This window comes from Kribbella sp. NPDC004536 (assembly GCF_042873835.1).
In the GTDB taxonomy this organism is placed as follows: Bacteria; Actinomycetota; Actinomycetes; order Propionibacteriales; family Kribbellaceae; genus Kribbella.
The window spans coordinates 835,724-850,023 of record NZ_JBIALY010000002.1 but is presented as its reverse complement, the minus strand read 5'-3'; the positions used below and the strand labels follow the sequence as shown (position 1 = coordinate 850,023).

Here is a 14,300-nt window from a genome sequence, read left to right as displayed (position 1 = left end):
ATGTCATGAGAGGCGCGCGAACGGCAGAGTGCATGCCATGGTCGATGTCTGCGTGTACGGCGGCACCGCCGCGGGCTGTGTCGCGGCGATCACCGCGCATCAGGAGGGCGCGTCCGTCGTACTGATCGAGCCGGGCCGCTGGCTCGGCGGGATGCTCGGCGCGGGCATCAAACCGCGGCAGGACTGTCCGATCCCGGCGGCGGTCGGTGGGCTGACGAACGACGTGGTGTTCGGCTTCGGCGACCATCCGTACGACGTGCAGCGGGCCTTCCGCGCGTGGATCACCGACGCGGGGATCAAGGTGTACTTCGAGCACCGGGTCCGCGCGGTCACCCGCGAGGGCAACCGCATCACCGCGATCCAGCTCGAGACGTCGACGCCCGATCCGTGGGGCGTTCCGCTGCCGTCGGCTGAGTCGGTCCCGGACCTCGACGTCAGGGCCGCCGTGTTCATCGACGCGTCGTACGAGGGCGACCTGATGGCGCTCGCGGGCGTGCCGTACCGTACCGGCCGCGAGTCCCGGGAGGAGTTCGGCGAGGAGTACGCCGGGGTTCAGCCGGTCACCAACTGGACGCCGATCGACCCGTACGCCGACGGCCGGCTGCTCCCCCTGCTCGACGCGGACCACGGCCGCCCGCTCGGCGCCGCGGACGACTACGCGCAGGCGTACAACTTCCGCTTCTACCTCACGACGGACCCGGCCACGCGCAGGGAGATCACTCCGCCCGACGGCTACTCGCCGAGCGACTACGAGCTGGTACGGCGGTACGTCGGGCAGCTCGGCGACGACCTGGAAGCGTTGCGCGGGATCTTCCCCGGGTGGATCAACTCCGGTGAGTACAACTACCAGCGATCCTCGCTCGTCACGAACGCCCCGCTCGGGGTCAGCCGCGCGTACCAGGACGGCGACTGGGACACGCGCTCGCAGGTATGGCGCGGGCACATCGACTACCTTCGCGGGCTGCACCACTTCCTGTCGACGGATCCCGACGTACCGGCCGGGTTCCGCGCGGAGGTCGCGGCGTACGGCATGGACGCGAGCGTCTTCCCCGAGACCGACGGCTGGCCGCCGCAGCTGTACGTCCGGGTGTCGCGCCGCCTCGACGGGCCGTACACCCTCACCCAGGCGGACATCGCCAACCTGACCGAGCCGGACGACAGCGTCGGGCTCGCTCTCTTCGGGGTCGACGTCTATCCGGTACGACGGATCCCGCGGCGCGACGCCGCGACCGGACAGCTCGGCGTGGCGACCGAAGGCGACATGTTCATCGGCGGCCATCTCGGTACCGGCCGCCCGTACCCGGTCCCGTACCGGGCCATCACGCCGCGGCAGGCAGACTGCGGCAACCTGCTCGTACCGGTCTGCCTCTCCGCGACCCACATCGGGTACGCGGCGACGCGGATGGAGCCGGTGTTCTGTGTACTGGCCGAGTCCGCCGCCGTCGCCGCGGTACAGTCCCTGCGCGCACGGACCGACGTACAGGAGCTCGATATGCCCACCCTGCAGACGCGGCTCGTGGAGCGGGGTCAGGTCATCGGTTGGAAGCAGGAGGCACCCGCTCATGCCTGACACCGCCTTCGGCGTCAACTACGTGCCGCGCCAGCAGTGGTGGAACGCGTGGCTGGACTTCGACGAGCAATCGATCGCGGACGATCTCGCGGCGATCGCCGAGCTCGGCTGTGATCACGTACGCATCCAGTGCTTGTGGCCTGTGTTCCAGCCGACGCCGACCACGGTGTCGGCGACCGCACTGAAGCGGCTTACCCTGCTGCTGGACCGTGCGCACGACGTCGGTCTCGAGGTCTGGGTGACCGTACTCAACGGGTTCCTGTCCGGGTGGGTGTTCCGGCCGCCGTGGATTCCGAAGGCGAACCTCTTCACCGACGCGCTGGCCCTGACTGCGGCCAGGACGTTGATCAGCTCGGTCGCGGAACTGGTCGCGAGTCATCCGGCCGGCGCCGGCATCGACCTCGGCAACGAGCCCAACATGCTGGTCGGTTTTGAACCGTCAGCGGTGACAACCGAGGACCTGGACAGCTGGGCGCGCACGCTGATCGATGCCGCGCACAACGCCGCACCCGGTCTGCCTGTCGTCCTCGGTGCGGACCATCAGCCGTGGACCACCACGCAGACCGGCTTCACTCCTGCGCTGCTCGCGAACGAGCCTGACATCACGACCGTCCACGCGTGGCCGTACTTCAGTGGGTTCCTCGGCCACTTCGGCGAGGAGAACGACCTTGCCTGGTCGATCGGCGCCTACCTCGCCCAGGTCGCCGCCGCACATCAAACGGCGCCGAAGCCCCTTTGGATCCAGGAGATCGGGGTCGCGCCGGAGTGGGTCACGAACGTCAGCGTCGAGCACGCGACCGAGCGGCTGCTCCGTAACTCGCTCGCGGTGCCGGGCGTCGCTGCCGTCACCTGGTGGGCGTCCCACGACATCCGGCCGGAGTACGGCGGCTTCGCGCCACTCGAGTACGGGCTCGGGCTGCTCGATGTCGAAAACCAGGTCAAACCTGCGGGTCGGCGCTTCGCCGAAGTCGTCGCAGACCTCCGCGAAGCGCCGCGCGCTCAACAACCACTCGCGCAGGTCCACCTGGCCGGCGCGATCCCCGACCTCACGTTCGCGGACAAGTGGGCAGCAGCCTGGACGGACGGCCGACCGCCACAGATCGTCCGATAGCTCAGTCCTCCTCGTCCTGTTCCTCGTCTTGTTCCTCGTCCTCCTCGGCCGCCTTGCGGGCTTCCTCGGTGGCGGCGCGATCCGCGGCTTCGGCCGGGGTGGTGGGCTCGCGGCCCTCCACCAGTTCCTCAATCTGTTCGTGGATCCGGGCCGCCCGGGCGCGGCGTTCCTCCTCGTCGTGCTTGTCGCTCATGGCGTGGCCGCGGCGACGATGCGGCGTACTTCGGCGCGCAGGAAGTCCGCTCGCTCCTTCGGCGCGGTGCCGTTCGCGGCGGCCACTGCCCGCGCGGTGGACGGCGCGCCCTGCATGAAGGACGCTGGTACGTCCGTCTGGCCGTCGGTTCCGCGGCGTGGGTTCGTACCGCGGCCGAGGACGCCGAGACTGCGGAACTTCTTCGTACCGAACCAGGTCTGCTGCCACCACTCGCGCGTCGACGGGACCTGCCAGGAGATGTACCCGCCCTTGAGGATCGAACGCGGCGACTTGATCGAGTTCGTGAAGCTGTACTGCCGCCCGTCCACCTTCTCCGCGTCGAAGAACGACGGCAGGTAGAAGTCCGACATCGTCGAACCGTTGATCTCGTAGGCGAAATCGCTCGCCTCGGACGGGTCGCAGACCTCCACCAGGTACTTCACCTGACCCTGTCCCGCCTTGATCGACGGCGCGGTCTTCGTCCGGGTACCGAGTGGATCGCCGAGCATCTCGAGGACTTCGTGGCTGGTCGTCAGCGACCAGTCCGGGCTGTAGAGCACCAGCGCGAACGGCGATCCGTCCCGGTCCAGGTGGATGCCCTGGGCCTGGTACGGGATGTCGTCGCGGACGATCACCGGCCAGTGGTCGACCGGTACGCTCGTCAGCTTGTCGAACACCGCGATCGTCGCCGGGCGCCGCCAGACCGGCGCGAAGTCCCGGGTGATCTGGATCTGCATCGCCGCCACCGGCGCCACGAGGTCGGCAACCTTCACCGACTTGGACTCACTCACCACAGCAACGTTCCGAACTACCGCCATGACAGCCCCCCTAGGCCTCGAATAACCCATTGTGAACCCGCTCCGGCATCCCCGTGAACAGGTCGTTCCGCGAATTGTCGGCGGCGGCTTCTAGGCTGCGGAGCATGACTTCGACCAGGTACGACGGCGACTCGTGGGACCTGTCCTCGAGCGTCGGTTCGACGGCGACGATGGCCGCGACCGCACGCGCGATCGCGACCCGGACCGACCGGCGGTTGATCGACGATCCCTTTGCCGCACCGCTGGTGCAGGCGGTCGGCGTGGACTTGTTCACGCGCCTGGCAACCGGTGCCGAACCGCCGGGCGAATTCGTCCAGCAGGTGTGGATCGACATCGCGAAGATCCGGACGAAGTACTACGACGAGTTCTTCCTCCGAGCGACCGGATCGGGCATCAGGCAGGCGGTGATCCTGGCGTCCGGGCTGGACTCGCGTGCGTATCGGCTGGCTTGGCCGGCCGGGACTGTCGTGTACGAGCTCGACAAACCGGACGTGGTCGACTTCAAGACACGCACCTTGGCCGGGTTGGGCGCCGAACCGACCGCGGACCACCGAGTGGTGCCAGGTGACTTGCGGGACGATTGGCCGCAGGCGTTGCGCGCCGCCGGACTCGATCCGGCCCAACCGATCGCGTGGAGCGCCGAAGGCCTGCTCGGTTATCTGCCGCCGGACGCGCAGGATCGGTTGCTGGACACGATCACGTCGCTCAGCGCACCGGGCAGCCGGCTGGCCACCGAAAGCCGGCCGAACCCGCAGCCGGGCGACGAGACCAAGGCCAAGGAACACCTGCAGCAGCTGTCCGAACGGCTCGGCACCGACAACATGACGAACCTCCGCTACTTCGGCCAACGCAACGAGGCAGCGCCTTACCTGGCTGCCCGCGGCTGGACGCTCGACACAGCAACGATCCGGGACCTGCTTGCCACGAACAACCTTCCGCCGTTGGTGGACGACACCATGCAAATGGGCGACATGCTGTACCTGACCGCCTTTCGCTAGCCACCGCGGAAGCCCGGCCAGGGTGTGGCCCATGAACGGCAGCCCCGATTGGCCCACCGATCGGGCCGCGAGTGGCCGTACGGTCGAAGTATGGACTCGAAACTGATGCGTGCCGTCGTGGTGAAGGACCGTGAAGCCGGGGCCGGCGGGATCTCGCTGGCCGAGCTGCCGCACCCGCAGGCGGCCGAGAACGACGTTGTCGTGCAGGTTCATGCCGCCGGCTTTCTGAAGAGCGAGCCGGAGTGGCCCTCGACCTGGACCGACCGGGCCGGGCGGGACCGGACCCCCAGCGTCCTCGGGCACGAGGTGTCGGGGGTGGTCGTCGAGCTCGGGTACGGCACCACCGGCCTCACGATCGGACAGCGGGTGTTCGGGCTGACCGACTGGGCGCGGAACGGTTCGCTCGCCGAGTACGCCGCGGTCGAGGCCCGCAACCTCGCTCCGCTGCACGCCGAGATCGACCACGTCGCCGCGGCCGCCGTCGTGATGCCGGGGCTGACCGCGTGGCAGGCGTTGTTCGACCACGGGCGACTGCAAGCGGGCCAGACCGTCCTCGTCCACGGCGCGGGCGGCTCGGTCGGCTCGGTCGCCGTCCAACTGGCCCACGAAGCCGGGGCGCACGTCATCGCCACCGGCCGGAAGACCGACCGGGACCTGGCCGCCTCCCAGGGCGCGCAGGACTTCGTCGACCTGGACAACGACCGGCTCGAGGACGCCGGTCCGGTCGACGTGGTGTTCGACGTGATCGGCGGCGAGGTCCTCAACCGCTCCGTCGCGGTGCTGCGCCCCGGTGGCACCCTGGTCACCGTCGCCGAACCGCCGACCGTCCAGCCGAGCGACGGCCGGGCGATCTTCTTCGTCGTCGAACCCGACCGTGCACAGCTCACCGAACTGGCGACCCGCCTCCGCGACGGCCGCCTGGTCCCGCTCGTCACCACGGTGCGCCCGCTCGCGGACGCGCCCGCAGCCTTCACCGAACGCGGCCGATCCGTCATCACGGTCGCCTAAGCTCAGGAGGGTGGAGACACTCGAGGTAGGTGGCGGGCGGGTTCTGGAGTACGTCGTCGCGGGGCCGGCGGGTGGTACGCCGTTGGTGCTGCATCACGGGACGCCCGGTGTCGGCATGGTGCTGGAGCCGCTCGTTGAGGCGGCGGCGAAGTACGGCCTGCGGTTCGTGACGCACAGCCGGCCCGGATACCGGACCAGCACTCCGCAGCCGGGGCGCACCGTCGCGGACGTCGCGGGTGACGTGAGTCTGTTGCTCGACGCAATCAACGCGGACGGGTTCGTGACGATCGGCTGGTCGGGTGGCGGGCCACACGCGCTGGCCTGCGCGGCGCTGCTGCCCGAGCGGTGCCGAGCGGCCGCGATCGTCGCGGGCGTCGCGCCGTACGACGCCGACGGGCTGGACTGGCTGGCCGGGATGGGTGCGGAGAACGTTGCCGAGTTCGGCGCGGCCGCGACCAGCGTCGAGGCGCTCGACGCCTTCCTCGCCGAGATGGGCGCGGACCTGAAGAACGTCCAGCCGGCCGACGTGATCGCCGCGTTCGGCGACCTGCTGTCGGCGGTCGACCAGCAGGCGCTGCGGGACGGGCTCGCCGACTACCTGGCCGAGTCCTGCCGGGCGTCGGTGTCGCACGGGTACGACGGCTGGCGCGACGACGACCTCGCGTTCATCGCGGGCTGGGGCGTCGACCTGGCGAGCATCCAGGTCCCGGTCTCGATCTGGCAGGGCGACCAGGACCGGATGGTCCCGCGCGACCACGGCCGCTGGCTCGGCGAGCACGTCACAGGCGCAACCACGCACCTGGTCCCCGGCGAGGGCCACCTGTCGCTGATGAAGAACATCGACGCGATCGTGGCCGAACTCGCCGGGGCCTGAACCGGGTCCGGGTCAGGAGCGGCCGAGGAAGATCGGGTTCGTCAGCGCCGCCATCGGACCGAACGTGAGCCCCGGGTCCATCGAGGTGTGCCCGGCGCTCCCGTCCGCGAGCGGGTGCCGGACCTCGGCCCGTACGAACGCCGCCGCCTGCGGAGTCGTCTGCCAGGCCACCGTTCCGGCGCCACTCGCGTCGAGGCTGCTCTGCAGCATCTGACCCTCGTCGGTCAGGATCCGTACGGTGCCGTTCGGTACGCCGCTGACCCGCACACCGACCGTCACCTGCTCGGTCGACCCGGCCGTCAGCCGCTCGCCGATGCCGGCCTTCCGTCCGAGCGCGGACGTCGCGGTGAACTCGAGGTCCACGTGGGACGACTCGGCGATCCAGCTCTTGCCGGCACGGATACCCGCGAGCACCGCGTCCCGGCTGAGGTCGTCGGCGAGTACGACGTTGTGCGGCAGACCGATGACGTTCGTCGGGTTGTGCGCGTCGCTGTTACCCATCGCGGGCAGCCACGGCTTCTTCTCGCGTACGGCGGCACTCAACAGGTTCGCCCACGTGGACACGGCCGCGTCGTCGTCCCAGCCCCACGGGCCGGTCCACACCTCGGTCGCGTCGAGTCCTTCGAACCCGAACTTCCACTCGCTGCCGATCCACGGGCAGTACAGGTGCGCCGACACGCACAGCCCGCCGGCGCGGTGGACCTGCCTCTGGATCCGGTCGAAGACCCCGTCGCGGGCGCGGAACCGCCAGTCGATCCACTCACCCGGCTTCGTACCGAGCGCGAGCCAGTGACCGTTGCGCGTGGTCACCTCTTCGCCGGTGACGATCAGCAGGTCGTCGCCGGCCAACGGACCCCACGCGCCGTGCGACGCGCTGGTGTTGTGGTCTGTCGACACCATGAAGTCCAGGCCGGCCGCGCGAGCACCGGCGGCGACATCCGCGGGCTGGTTACGTCCATCGGAGTACACGGTGTGCAGGTGGCAGTCGCCGCGGTACCAGTCCCGCCCGCGGCCCTTCGCCTTCGCCGGCGGGTACGACGGTACGTAGCGCGGGCCGGGATCGCCGTACGTGAGCGTGACCTCGACGTGGTAGTCAAGGCCCTGCGGGGCGACCTGGTACGGGCCGAGTACGACGTGCCACGTACCGGGCATCACGTCACCGGGCAGGTACCCAGCGGTCGCCTCGGTGCGGCTGATGCTGAACGACGTACGGAATCCGCCCGACCAGCCGCGGAAACCGGACCCGTCGAAGTCGAAGCCGCGGGCGTCGAAGATCCCGATGTCGCAGGAGTTGCCCGGCGTACCGGACGGGACCGCGGGCTTGGAGTAGCTGTAGGAGACCGAGATCTGCTGCACACCCCGGGGAATGTTGACCGGCAGGTACACGAAGTCCGTCGGCCCTGGCGCGATGTGCCCGTCGACCACCTGGGTGCTGGAGCCGGTCGCGGCGGCGGCGAAGCTGATCGGCGACAGTGCGACGATCGTCCCGGCGCCGGCCGCGGTCAGCAGGCCCCGCCGGGTGATGGCATTCATGGCAACGTCAGTCATAGGTAAGAAACAAACACCCGCCGGCGTACGACAGGCAACACCCAAATGACCGCATGACGAACCCGGTAGTTTTGGGACAACCATCGTGCGATCTGGAAGGGCAAATCCGGATGACTGCTCTGCGTGTTCTCTTCCTCGGCGGAACCGGCATCATCAGCTCGGCCTGTTCGTGGCGGGCGGTCGAATCAGGACTCGACCTCACCGTCGTCAACCGCGGGAAGACCTCGGTCCGCCCACTCCCGCCGCAGGTGCGGCAGCTCACCGCCGACGTCAACGATCCGGCGGCCCTCGCCGACATCGCCCGGGCGGAGTACGACGTCGTGGTCGACTGGCTGGCGTTCACGCCGGACCAGGTGCGGGCCCGCACCGACGCACTGCGTGGACACGTCGGCCAGTACGTGTTCATCAGCTCCGCCTCGGCATACCAGACGCCACCGGCGCGGCTGCCGATCACCGAGTCGACTCCGCTGCGGAATCCGTACTGGCAGTACTCCCGCGACAAGATCGCGTGCGAGGACCTGCTGACCGCCCGCTACCGCGACGAGGGCTTCCCGGCCACGATCGTCCGGCCCTCGCACACGTACGACCGTACGCTCGTCCCGTTCGACGGCGGCTGGACGATCGTCGACCGGATGCGCCGCGGCCGGCCCGTCGTCGTACACGGCGACGGGAGTTCGTTGTGGACCCTCACGCACCACCGCGACTTCGCCCGCGGACTGGTGCCGCTGCTCGGCCATCCCCGCACCCTCGGAGACGTCTTCCAGATCACCTCCGACGACGTCCTGACCTGGGACCAGATCGCGCACACGCTCGCCGCCGCTGCCGGCACGTCCGCGCAGCTCGTCCACGTCCCGTCCGACGCCATCGCCGCGGAACATCCCAGCTGGGGCGCCGCCCTGCTCGGTGACAAGACCCATTCGGCGGTCTTCGACAACACCAAACTGCGCCAGGTGGTCCCGGACTTCGTCGCCACGATCCCCTTCGAGGTGGGCGCCCGGGAAATCGTCGCCTGGCACGACGAGGACGCGTCCCGGCAGCACATCGACCGGGCCGTGGACGAGGCGATGGACACCCTGATCGCCCGCTACACGAAGTGACGGGCCCCCTACGGATTGTTGGCAACCCCCTCGTCCACCTCGGCCTCGGCGCCATGCGCGCCGGTGATCGCGGCGTAACTGATGCCCGCGATCGCTGCGCCGACGATCGGCGCCACGATGAACAGCCAGACCTGCCCGAGGGCGGAGCCGCCGGCGAACCAGGCGACGCCGAGCGAGCGGGCCGGGTTGACCGAAGTGTTGGTGACCGGGATGCCGACCAGGTGGATCAGGGTCAGCGCGAGCCCGATCGCGATCGGCGCGAAGCCCTTCGGCGCCCGGTCGTCGGTCGCACCAAGGATCACGTAGAGGAAGAACGCGGTCAGTACGATCTCGACCAGCGCGCAGGCCAGCAGCGAGTACCCGCCGGGCGACCGGTCACCGTACCCGTTGCTCGCGAATCCGCTGTCGACCGCGCTGAAACCGTCCTTGCCGGTGGCAATCGCCAGCAGAATCGCACCGGCCACGCTGGCCGCGACGACCTGGGTGACGATGTACGTCGGCACCCATTTCCACTCGATCCGCTTGGCCACCGCGAGACCGATCGTGACCGCCGGATTGAAATGCCCGCCGGAAACGTGGCCGACGGCAAAGGCCATCGTCAGCACGGTCAGACCGAACGCCAGCGCGACACCGAGATAACCGATTCCGACCGGGACCTTGTCCGGGGTGAGCACCACCCCGGACAGCACCGCGGCACCGCAGCCGGCAAAGACGAGCCAGAACGTCCCGAGAAACTCCGCACCGATCCGAGCAGCAGCATTCGGTGAATCCACGACTGCCTCCTTGATGACCCTCCAGTGAATGGAGCATTCCAATCACAGTAAGCCATCAAGGCGTAACAATCAGTCAAACAGAGCGCAAGGTATCCACCATTCTCCGGCGGGTGGCGTAGTAATGCGCGGGATCGAGGACCGGGCGGTCGAAGCGCAGGCTGCGGTCGGGGTCGACGAGGTCGAGGGCGGTGTCGTTGCCGTGGGCATCGCGGACGGCCTGGAGCGCGCGGTGGTCCCACATCGCCTGGGCGAACACACGGTGCCGGATCGACGGCCACGGCGTACCGTCCGGACCCGGATAGACGGCGAACGCGTCGCCGGACGGGAACGCGCCGCCCGCCGACGTGTCGGCGAACGGGTCGATCCGGCGCAGGGCGTGCCAGGTGTACCAGAAGTTGAAGCCCCAGTGCAGGAACCCGTCCACCCCCGACGCGAACAACTGGTGCCCGATCGCGCGGTTGCGGGCCGACGGCATCCCGACGAAGCGGTTCGCGACGTCGCGGTCCTGGCTGACGCAGTAGTACACGAACAGCCGCTCCGGACGTTGCGCGAGGAACGGTTCGACGTGGTCGGTCGCGACGATCGGCACCGGTACGGCGCCCGAGGTGTAGAACGAGTGCTCGCTCAGCGCGTCGACCACCGTCCAGCCCTTGAGGAGATCCGCGACGACGGCCTTCGCCGCCAGGTAGCTCGCCAGCCCCTCGTCGCCCGACGGCTCGTCGGAGATGTGGAACACCACGTACTCGCGGTCCCACTCCTCGTCCAGCACTGCCTGCAGCGCAGGCAGCAGCGCCTCCAGCAACGCCCGGTACTGCGGGTCGGTCGCCGCGACGTCCCACCCGAACGCGCGCTCCCCGTCGACGACGATGCCCGGCGTCGCCCGCGCACCCCATTGCGTGAACAGGTGCGCGACCTCGACGCCGCGGATGCCCGTACGGCGGCACACGTCGAGCCAGCGCTGCAGCTTCTCGAAGCCGAACTCGTACCCGCCGCCCGTCCGGGTGATGTCGACGAGCTGGACGACGGTCCGGTACGTGCCGACAGCGGTGTCCAGCGGCGGCGTCCAGACCGGGGCGAGCAGCGAGGTCGCACCCATCTCGACCGCGGAGGCCATGAACCGCTCGACCAGCGCCCAGTGCTCCTCGCCGAACACCTCGACGCCGTAGTGGTCCGCGAGCGCGTCGAGGTGCATCCAGTGACTCGACACGATGTCGAGCGGCGGCAACTCGATCCCGGTGATCTCCACGCCGACCGAGACCCGATGCAGCTCGGACCCGTCCGGAGCGTCGATCACCACCGTGACCTCATGCACCCCGGCTCGCGCCGGATCCGTCGTGGTCACGTCGAACCACAACGCGCTCCAGCTCCCGAACCGCACCCATGCCTCGCCATCGGCGACCGGGCGCAGGACGTCCGGGTACAGCCCCGGCTCGTCGAACTCGTAGCCGTCGTCATGCCCCGGCAACGCCACGAACGCACACGGCACCAGATCCACCGCCGACACCGCGACCAGATCCGCCGCCGCGCCCTCCACTCGTACGTTCAGCGGCGTCGGATCCCGGAACCCGGGATCGAGCGGCGGCCGGTACGCCAACTGGAACGACGCCGGCTCCCCCAGAAACGCCTGGAACTTCGCCTCCGCAGCCGGCCGCGGATCCCGCACCGGATGAACCTTCACCAGCGCGTCGCACAACACGAACTCCCACGTCGCGGTCAATCGGACCACTCCTCCGGCCTAGGCTGCGTAATCCTGCCCCAATCATGCAGATACGCGCACCAACGCACAAAGCCCGATCTACCAGTTGAGATCCTCGAGCAGCGCCGCGACGTCGGCGGCAAAGACCGCTTCGGGTCGCGGCGTCAGGTTGGTGAGGTGGCCGTAGATCTCCAGCGTCACCAGCCCATGGATCCGGGCCCAGACCCGGATCGACAGCGCGAGCGCCGCGGGCGGCAACTCCGGGTACGCCTGCCGCACTTCGGCCGCCAGCACCGGATCGAGGTCGGCCCAGGTGATCGCGTCACGGCGGGCGGCCGGCTTCCAGCCCAGTGCGACGATCCCGGTCAGCAGGATGCACGCCCGGTGCGCGGCCTCCCGGGCGGGACCGTCGGCCGGCATCTGATAGCCGGGAATCGGGTCGCCGTAGATCAGCTGGAACTCGGCGACGTTCGCCACTGCCCATTCGCGGTACGCAGTCGCGACCGCATGCAACTGCGCCGCCGCGTCGTCGGCCGGGGCCGCCGTGTACGCGGCGAGTTCCGCGTCCGCGAGCGCGTTGTGGATGTCGACCATCAGCGCCGTGATCAGCGCGTCCCGGGTCTCGAAGTAGCTGTAGATCGCGCCCGCGGTCATCCCCATGTCGCGGGCGATCGCCCGGAGCGAGATCCCGGCCGCGCCGTGCTCGGTCAGCGCCCGGAGCGCGACGTCCTTGATCTCGGCCGTGGTCTGCGCGCGCAGCCGCGCCCGCCTGGTCGTCGTCGCCTCGGTCACAGTTGACACTCTACACCGAGCATGTTTTATGCTCCGTGCAGTTCCTACACGCCGTTCAATCTTTGCTCGGCGTGCATCAATCACCTTCGAGGAATCACCGTGAGGAAATCTCCCGCGCTCCAGCTGATCGTGCTCGCGCTCGGTCAGTTCCTGGTCGCGCTCGACTACAACATCGTCTATGTCGCACTACCGGAGATCGGGCGGGCGCTCGCCTTCGGACCACAGAACCTGCAGTGGGTGGTCACGGCGTACGCCGTCGGCTTCGGTGGGTTCCTGCTCTTCGGCGGCCGGGCGGCTGATCTGCTCGGCGCCCGCCGGATGTTCGCGCTCGGTCTGACACTGTTCGGCCTGGCTTCGCTGGGTGCGGGTCTCGCCGGCAACGACGGGCTGCTCATCGCCGCTCGTGCCGTCCAAGGCCTCGGTGGCGCGCTGCTCAGCCCGGCCTCCCTCGCCCTGATCGGTACCACGTTCGAAGAAGGGGCCACACGCAACAAAGCGCTCGCCGTCTGGGGCAGCGCAGGCAGTGCCGGACTCGCCGCGGGCGCATTACTGGGCGGGGTCCTCACCGACACGTGGGGCTGGCGCTGGGTCTTCTTCGTCATGGTCCCGATCGGCCTCCTTGTCGCGCTCGCGACGCTCCGGGTGATCCCGGTGCAACGACGTGCGACCCGTACCGAAGGGTTCGACCTGCTCGGAGCCGTGCTGGTCACGGCCGGGTCCTCGCTGCTGGTACTCGGGCTGGTGAACGGCCCACAGGTCGGATGGCTCTCGCTCCGCGGCTGCGGTGCGCTGATCGCCGGCGCCGTACTGCTCGGACTCTTCAGGTACGTCGAGGGGCGGACGAACGCACCGCTGGTCCCACTGCGGTTGCTGAAGTCACGCAGCCTGGTCCGCACCATGCTGGTGATCCTGTTCTTCCAGACCGCGCTGGGCGGGGCGTACTACCTCTTCACGTCGTACCTGCAGAACGTCATCGGCTTCAGTCCGCTCGCGGCCGGCCTGGCCTTCCTTCCGTTGACGATCGTCTCGGCCACCGCGTCACTGCGGGCGACCGCCCCACTCATCGCGCGGTGGGGATTCGCTCGCACGCTGCTGATCGGGCTGGCCGTCAACGGGGTCGGCCTCGCGATCCTCGCGCTCGGCATGCTGCGCAACGGGTCGATCTGGACGGTCGCGCCCGGACTGGTCGTCTGGGGCATCGGCGGCGGGATCACGTTCCCCGCGATGTTCGCCACCGCCGCGAGCGGCGTACAGCCAGGCGAGCAAGGCACCGCGTCCGCGATGGCCACCACCGCCCAGCAGATCGGCGGCGCACTCGGCCTCGCCGTACTGGTCGCGATCGCAAGCGGTCCTGCCAACCTGCTCGACGGCCTCCGCACGGCGATGCTCACCGCGGCCGCGGTCTGCCTCGTCGCCACCGTCCTCACCAAATCCCTTACACCGAAAGGAACCCCCATGCCCGACCTCGTGACCGAATACTTCGCCGCCTGGAACGACGCCGACGACGACAGCCGCTCGACTCGCCTGCAGAACCTGCTCGACAAGGAGGTCCGGATGGTCGACCCGGACTGGACCGCCGACGGCCGGGACGCGGCGATCACCGCGATCGGCCGGTCCCGCGCGAAACTCGGAGCCCTCCGGCTCCAGCTGGACAAGGTGATCCACACGCACCACGACACAACCTTGTACAGCTGGAACCTCACCGACGCGGCCGCCACCGTCGCCACCGGCTACGGCGTACTCCGAACCCGAGCCGGCCAGATCACCCAGACCGAGGTCTACTTCGGCTGACCCTGATGTCTGGGGGCTTCGTTGCCCTGCA

General features: G+C 69.3%; 13 protein-coding genes. 7 read left to right on the top strand and 6 right to left on the bottom strand.

The genetic code is table 11. The features are described 5' to 3' along the window. Positions 1 to 37: 37 nt before the first annotated feature. Both ACFYRU_RS18795 and ACFYRU_RS18790 read left to right on the top strand, forming a co-directional pair. Positions 38 to 1,570, top strand: coding sequence for an FAD-dependent oxidoreductase (locus tag ACFYRU_RS18795; protein ID WP_387660223.1), 1,533 nt, complete (start codon positions 38 to 40; stop codon positions 1,568 to 1,570). Then, a complete protein-coding gene (locus ACFYRU_RS18790; RefSeq protein ID WP_387660220.1) occupies positions 1,563 to 2,681 on the top strand; it encodes a hypothetical protein in 1,119 nt (372 codons plus the stop codon). Before ACFYRU_RS18795 ends, ACFYRU_RS18790 begins: the two co-directional genes overlap by 8 nt. A gap of 1 nt (position 2,682) precedes the next feature. On the opposite strand, the gene ACFYRU_RS18785 is transcribed toward ACFYRU_RS18790, so the two are convergent. Together ACFYRU_RS18785 and ACFYRU_RS18780 are read right to left on the bottom strand one after the other, a co-directional pair. Continuing rightward, positions 2,683 to 2,874, bottom strand: coding sequence for a hypothetical protein (locus tag ACFYRU_RS18785; RefSeq protein ID WP_387660217.1), 192 nt, complete (start codon positions 2,872 to 2,874; stop codon positions 2,683 to 2,685). Beyond that, positions 2,871 to 3,692, bottom strand: coding sequence for a hypothetical protein (locus tag ACFYRU_RS18780; RefSeq protein WP_387660214.1), 822 nt, complete (start codon positions 3,690 to 3,692; stop codon positions 2,871 to 2,873). The genes ACFYRU_RS18785 and ACFYRU_RS18780 overlap by 4 nt, the downstream gene beginning before the upstream one ends. A gap of 104 nt (positions 3,693 to 3,796) precedes the next feature. Between ACFYRU_RS18780 and ACFYRU_RS18775 the strand changes: the two genes are divergently transcribed. The 3 genes from ACFYRU_RS18775 to ACFYRU_RS18765 all read left to right on the top strand — a co-directional run bounded on the left by ACFYRU_RS18775 (position 3,797) and on the right by ACFYRU_RS18765 (position 6,572). Further along, on the top strand, positions 3,797 to 4,690 hold the full coding sequence (locus ACFYRU_RS18775) for an SAM-dependent methyltransferase (protein WP_387660211.1): 894 nt from the start codon (positions 3,797 to 3,799) through the stop codon (positions 4,688 to 4,690). Positions 4,691 to 4,780: 90 nt separating this feature from the next. Further along, entirely contained in the window at positions 4,781 to 5,698 is a 918-nt protein-coding gene (locus ACFYRU_RS18770) for an NADP-dependent oxidoreductase (protein WP_387660208.1), read from the top strand. Between the two features lie 10 nt (positions 5,699 to 5,708). Then, on the top strand, positions 5,709 to 6,572 hold the full coding sequence (locus tag ACFYRU_RS18765; protein ID WP_387660205.1) for an alpha/beta fold hydrolase: 864 nt from the start codon (positions 5,709 to 5,711) through the stop codon (positions 6,570 to 6,572). 12 nt (positions 6,573 to 6,584) lie between these two features. Here the strand turns inward: ACFYRU_RS18765 and ACFYRU_RS18760 are convergent, their stop codons facing one another. Next, a complete protein-coding gene (locus ACFYRU_RS18760; protein WP_387660202.1) occupies positions 6,585 to 8,120 on the bottom strand; it encodes a CehA/McbA family metallohydrolase in 1,536 nt (511 codons plus the stop codon). Positions 8,121 to 8,230: 110 nt separating this feature from the next. Between ACFYRU_RS18760 and ACFYRU_RS18755 the strand changes: the two genes are divergently transcribed. Next, positions 8,231 to 9,217, top strand: coding sequence for an SDR family oxidoreductase (locus tag ACFYRU_RS18755; RefSeq protein ID WP_387660199.1), 987 nt, complete (start codon positions 8,231 to 8,233; stop codon positions 9,215 to 9,217). An 8-nt stretch (positions 9,218 to 9,225) separates the two neighbouring features. Here ACFYRU_RS18755 and aqpZ read toward each other — a convergent pair whose 3' ends face one another. The 3 genes from aqpZ to ACFYRU_RS18740 all read right to left on the bottom strand — a co-directional run bounded on the left by aqpZ (position 9,226) and on the right by ACFYRU_RS18740 (position 12,478). Then, entirely contained in the window at positions 9,226 to 9,990 is a 765-nt protein-coding gene (aqpZ, locus tag ACFYRU_RS18750; RefSeq protein WP_387660196.1) for an aquaporin Z, read from the bottom strand. A 73-nt stretch (positions 9,991 to 10,063) separates the two neighbouring features. Next, the gene (locus tag ACFYRU_RS18745) at positions 10,064 to 11,707 is read right to left on the bottom strand and encodes a DUF4091 domain-containing protein (protein ID WP_387660193.1); all 1,644 of its coding nucleotides are present in this window, start codon (positions 11,705 to 11,707) and stop codon (positions 10,064 to 10,066) included. Positions 11,708 to 11,785: 78 nt separating this feature from the next. Beyond that, on the bottom strand, positions 11,786 to 12,478 hold the full coding sequence (locus ACFYRU_RS18740; RefSeq protein WP_387660190.1) for a TetR/AcrR family transcriptional regulator: 693 nt from the start codon (positions 12,476 to 12,478) through the stop codon (positions 11,786 to 11,788). 99 nt (positions 12,479 to 12,577) lie between these two features. Between ACFYRU_RS18740 and ACFYRU_RS18735 the strand changes: the two genes are divergently transcribed. Next, positions 12,578 to 14,269 carry an MFS transporter gene (locus ACFYRU_RS18735; protein ID WP_387660187.1) on the top strand — a complete coding sequence of 564 codons (1,692 nt, stop codon included), beginning with the start codon at positions 12,578 to 12,580 and terminating at the stop codon, positions 14,267 to 14,269. Positions 14,270 to 14,300: the final 31 nt, after the last annotated feature.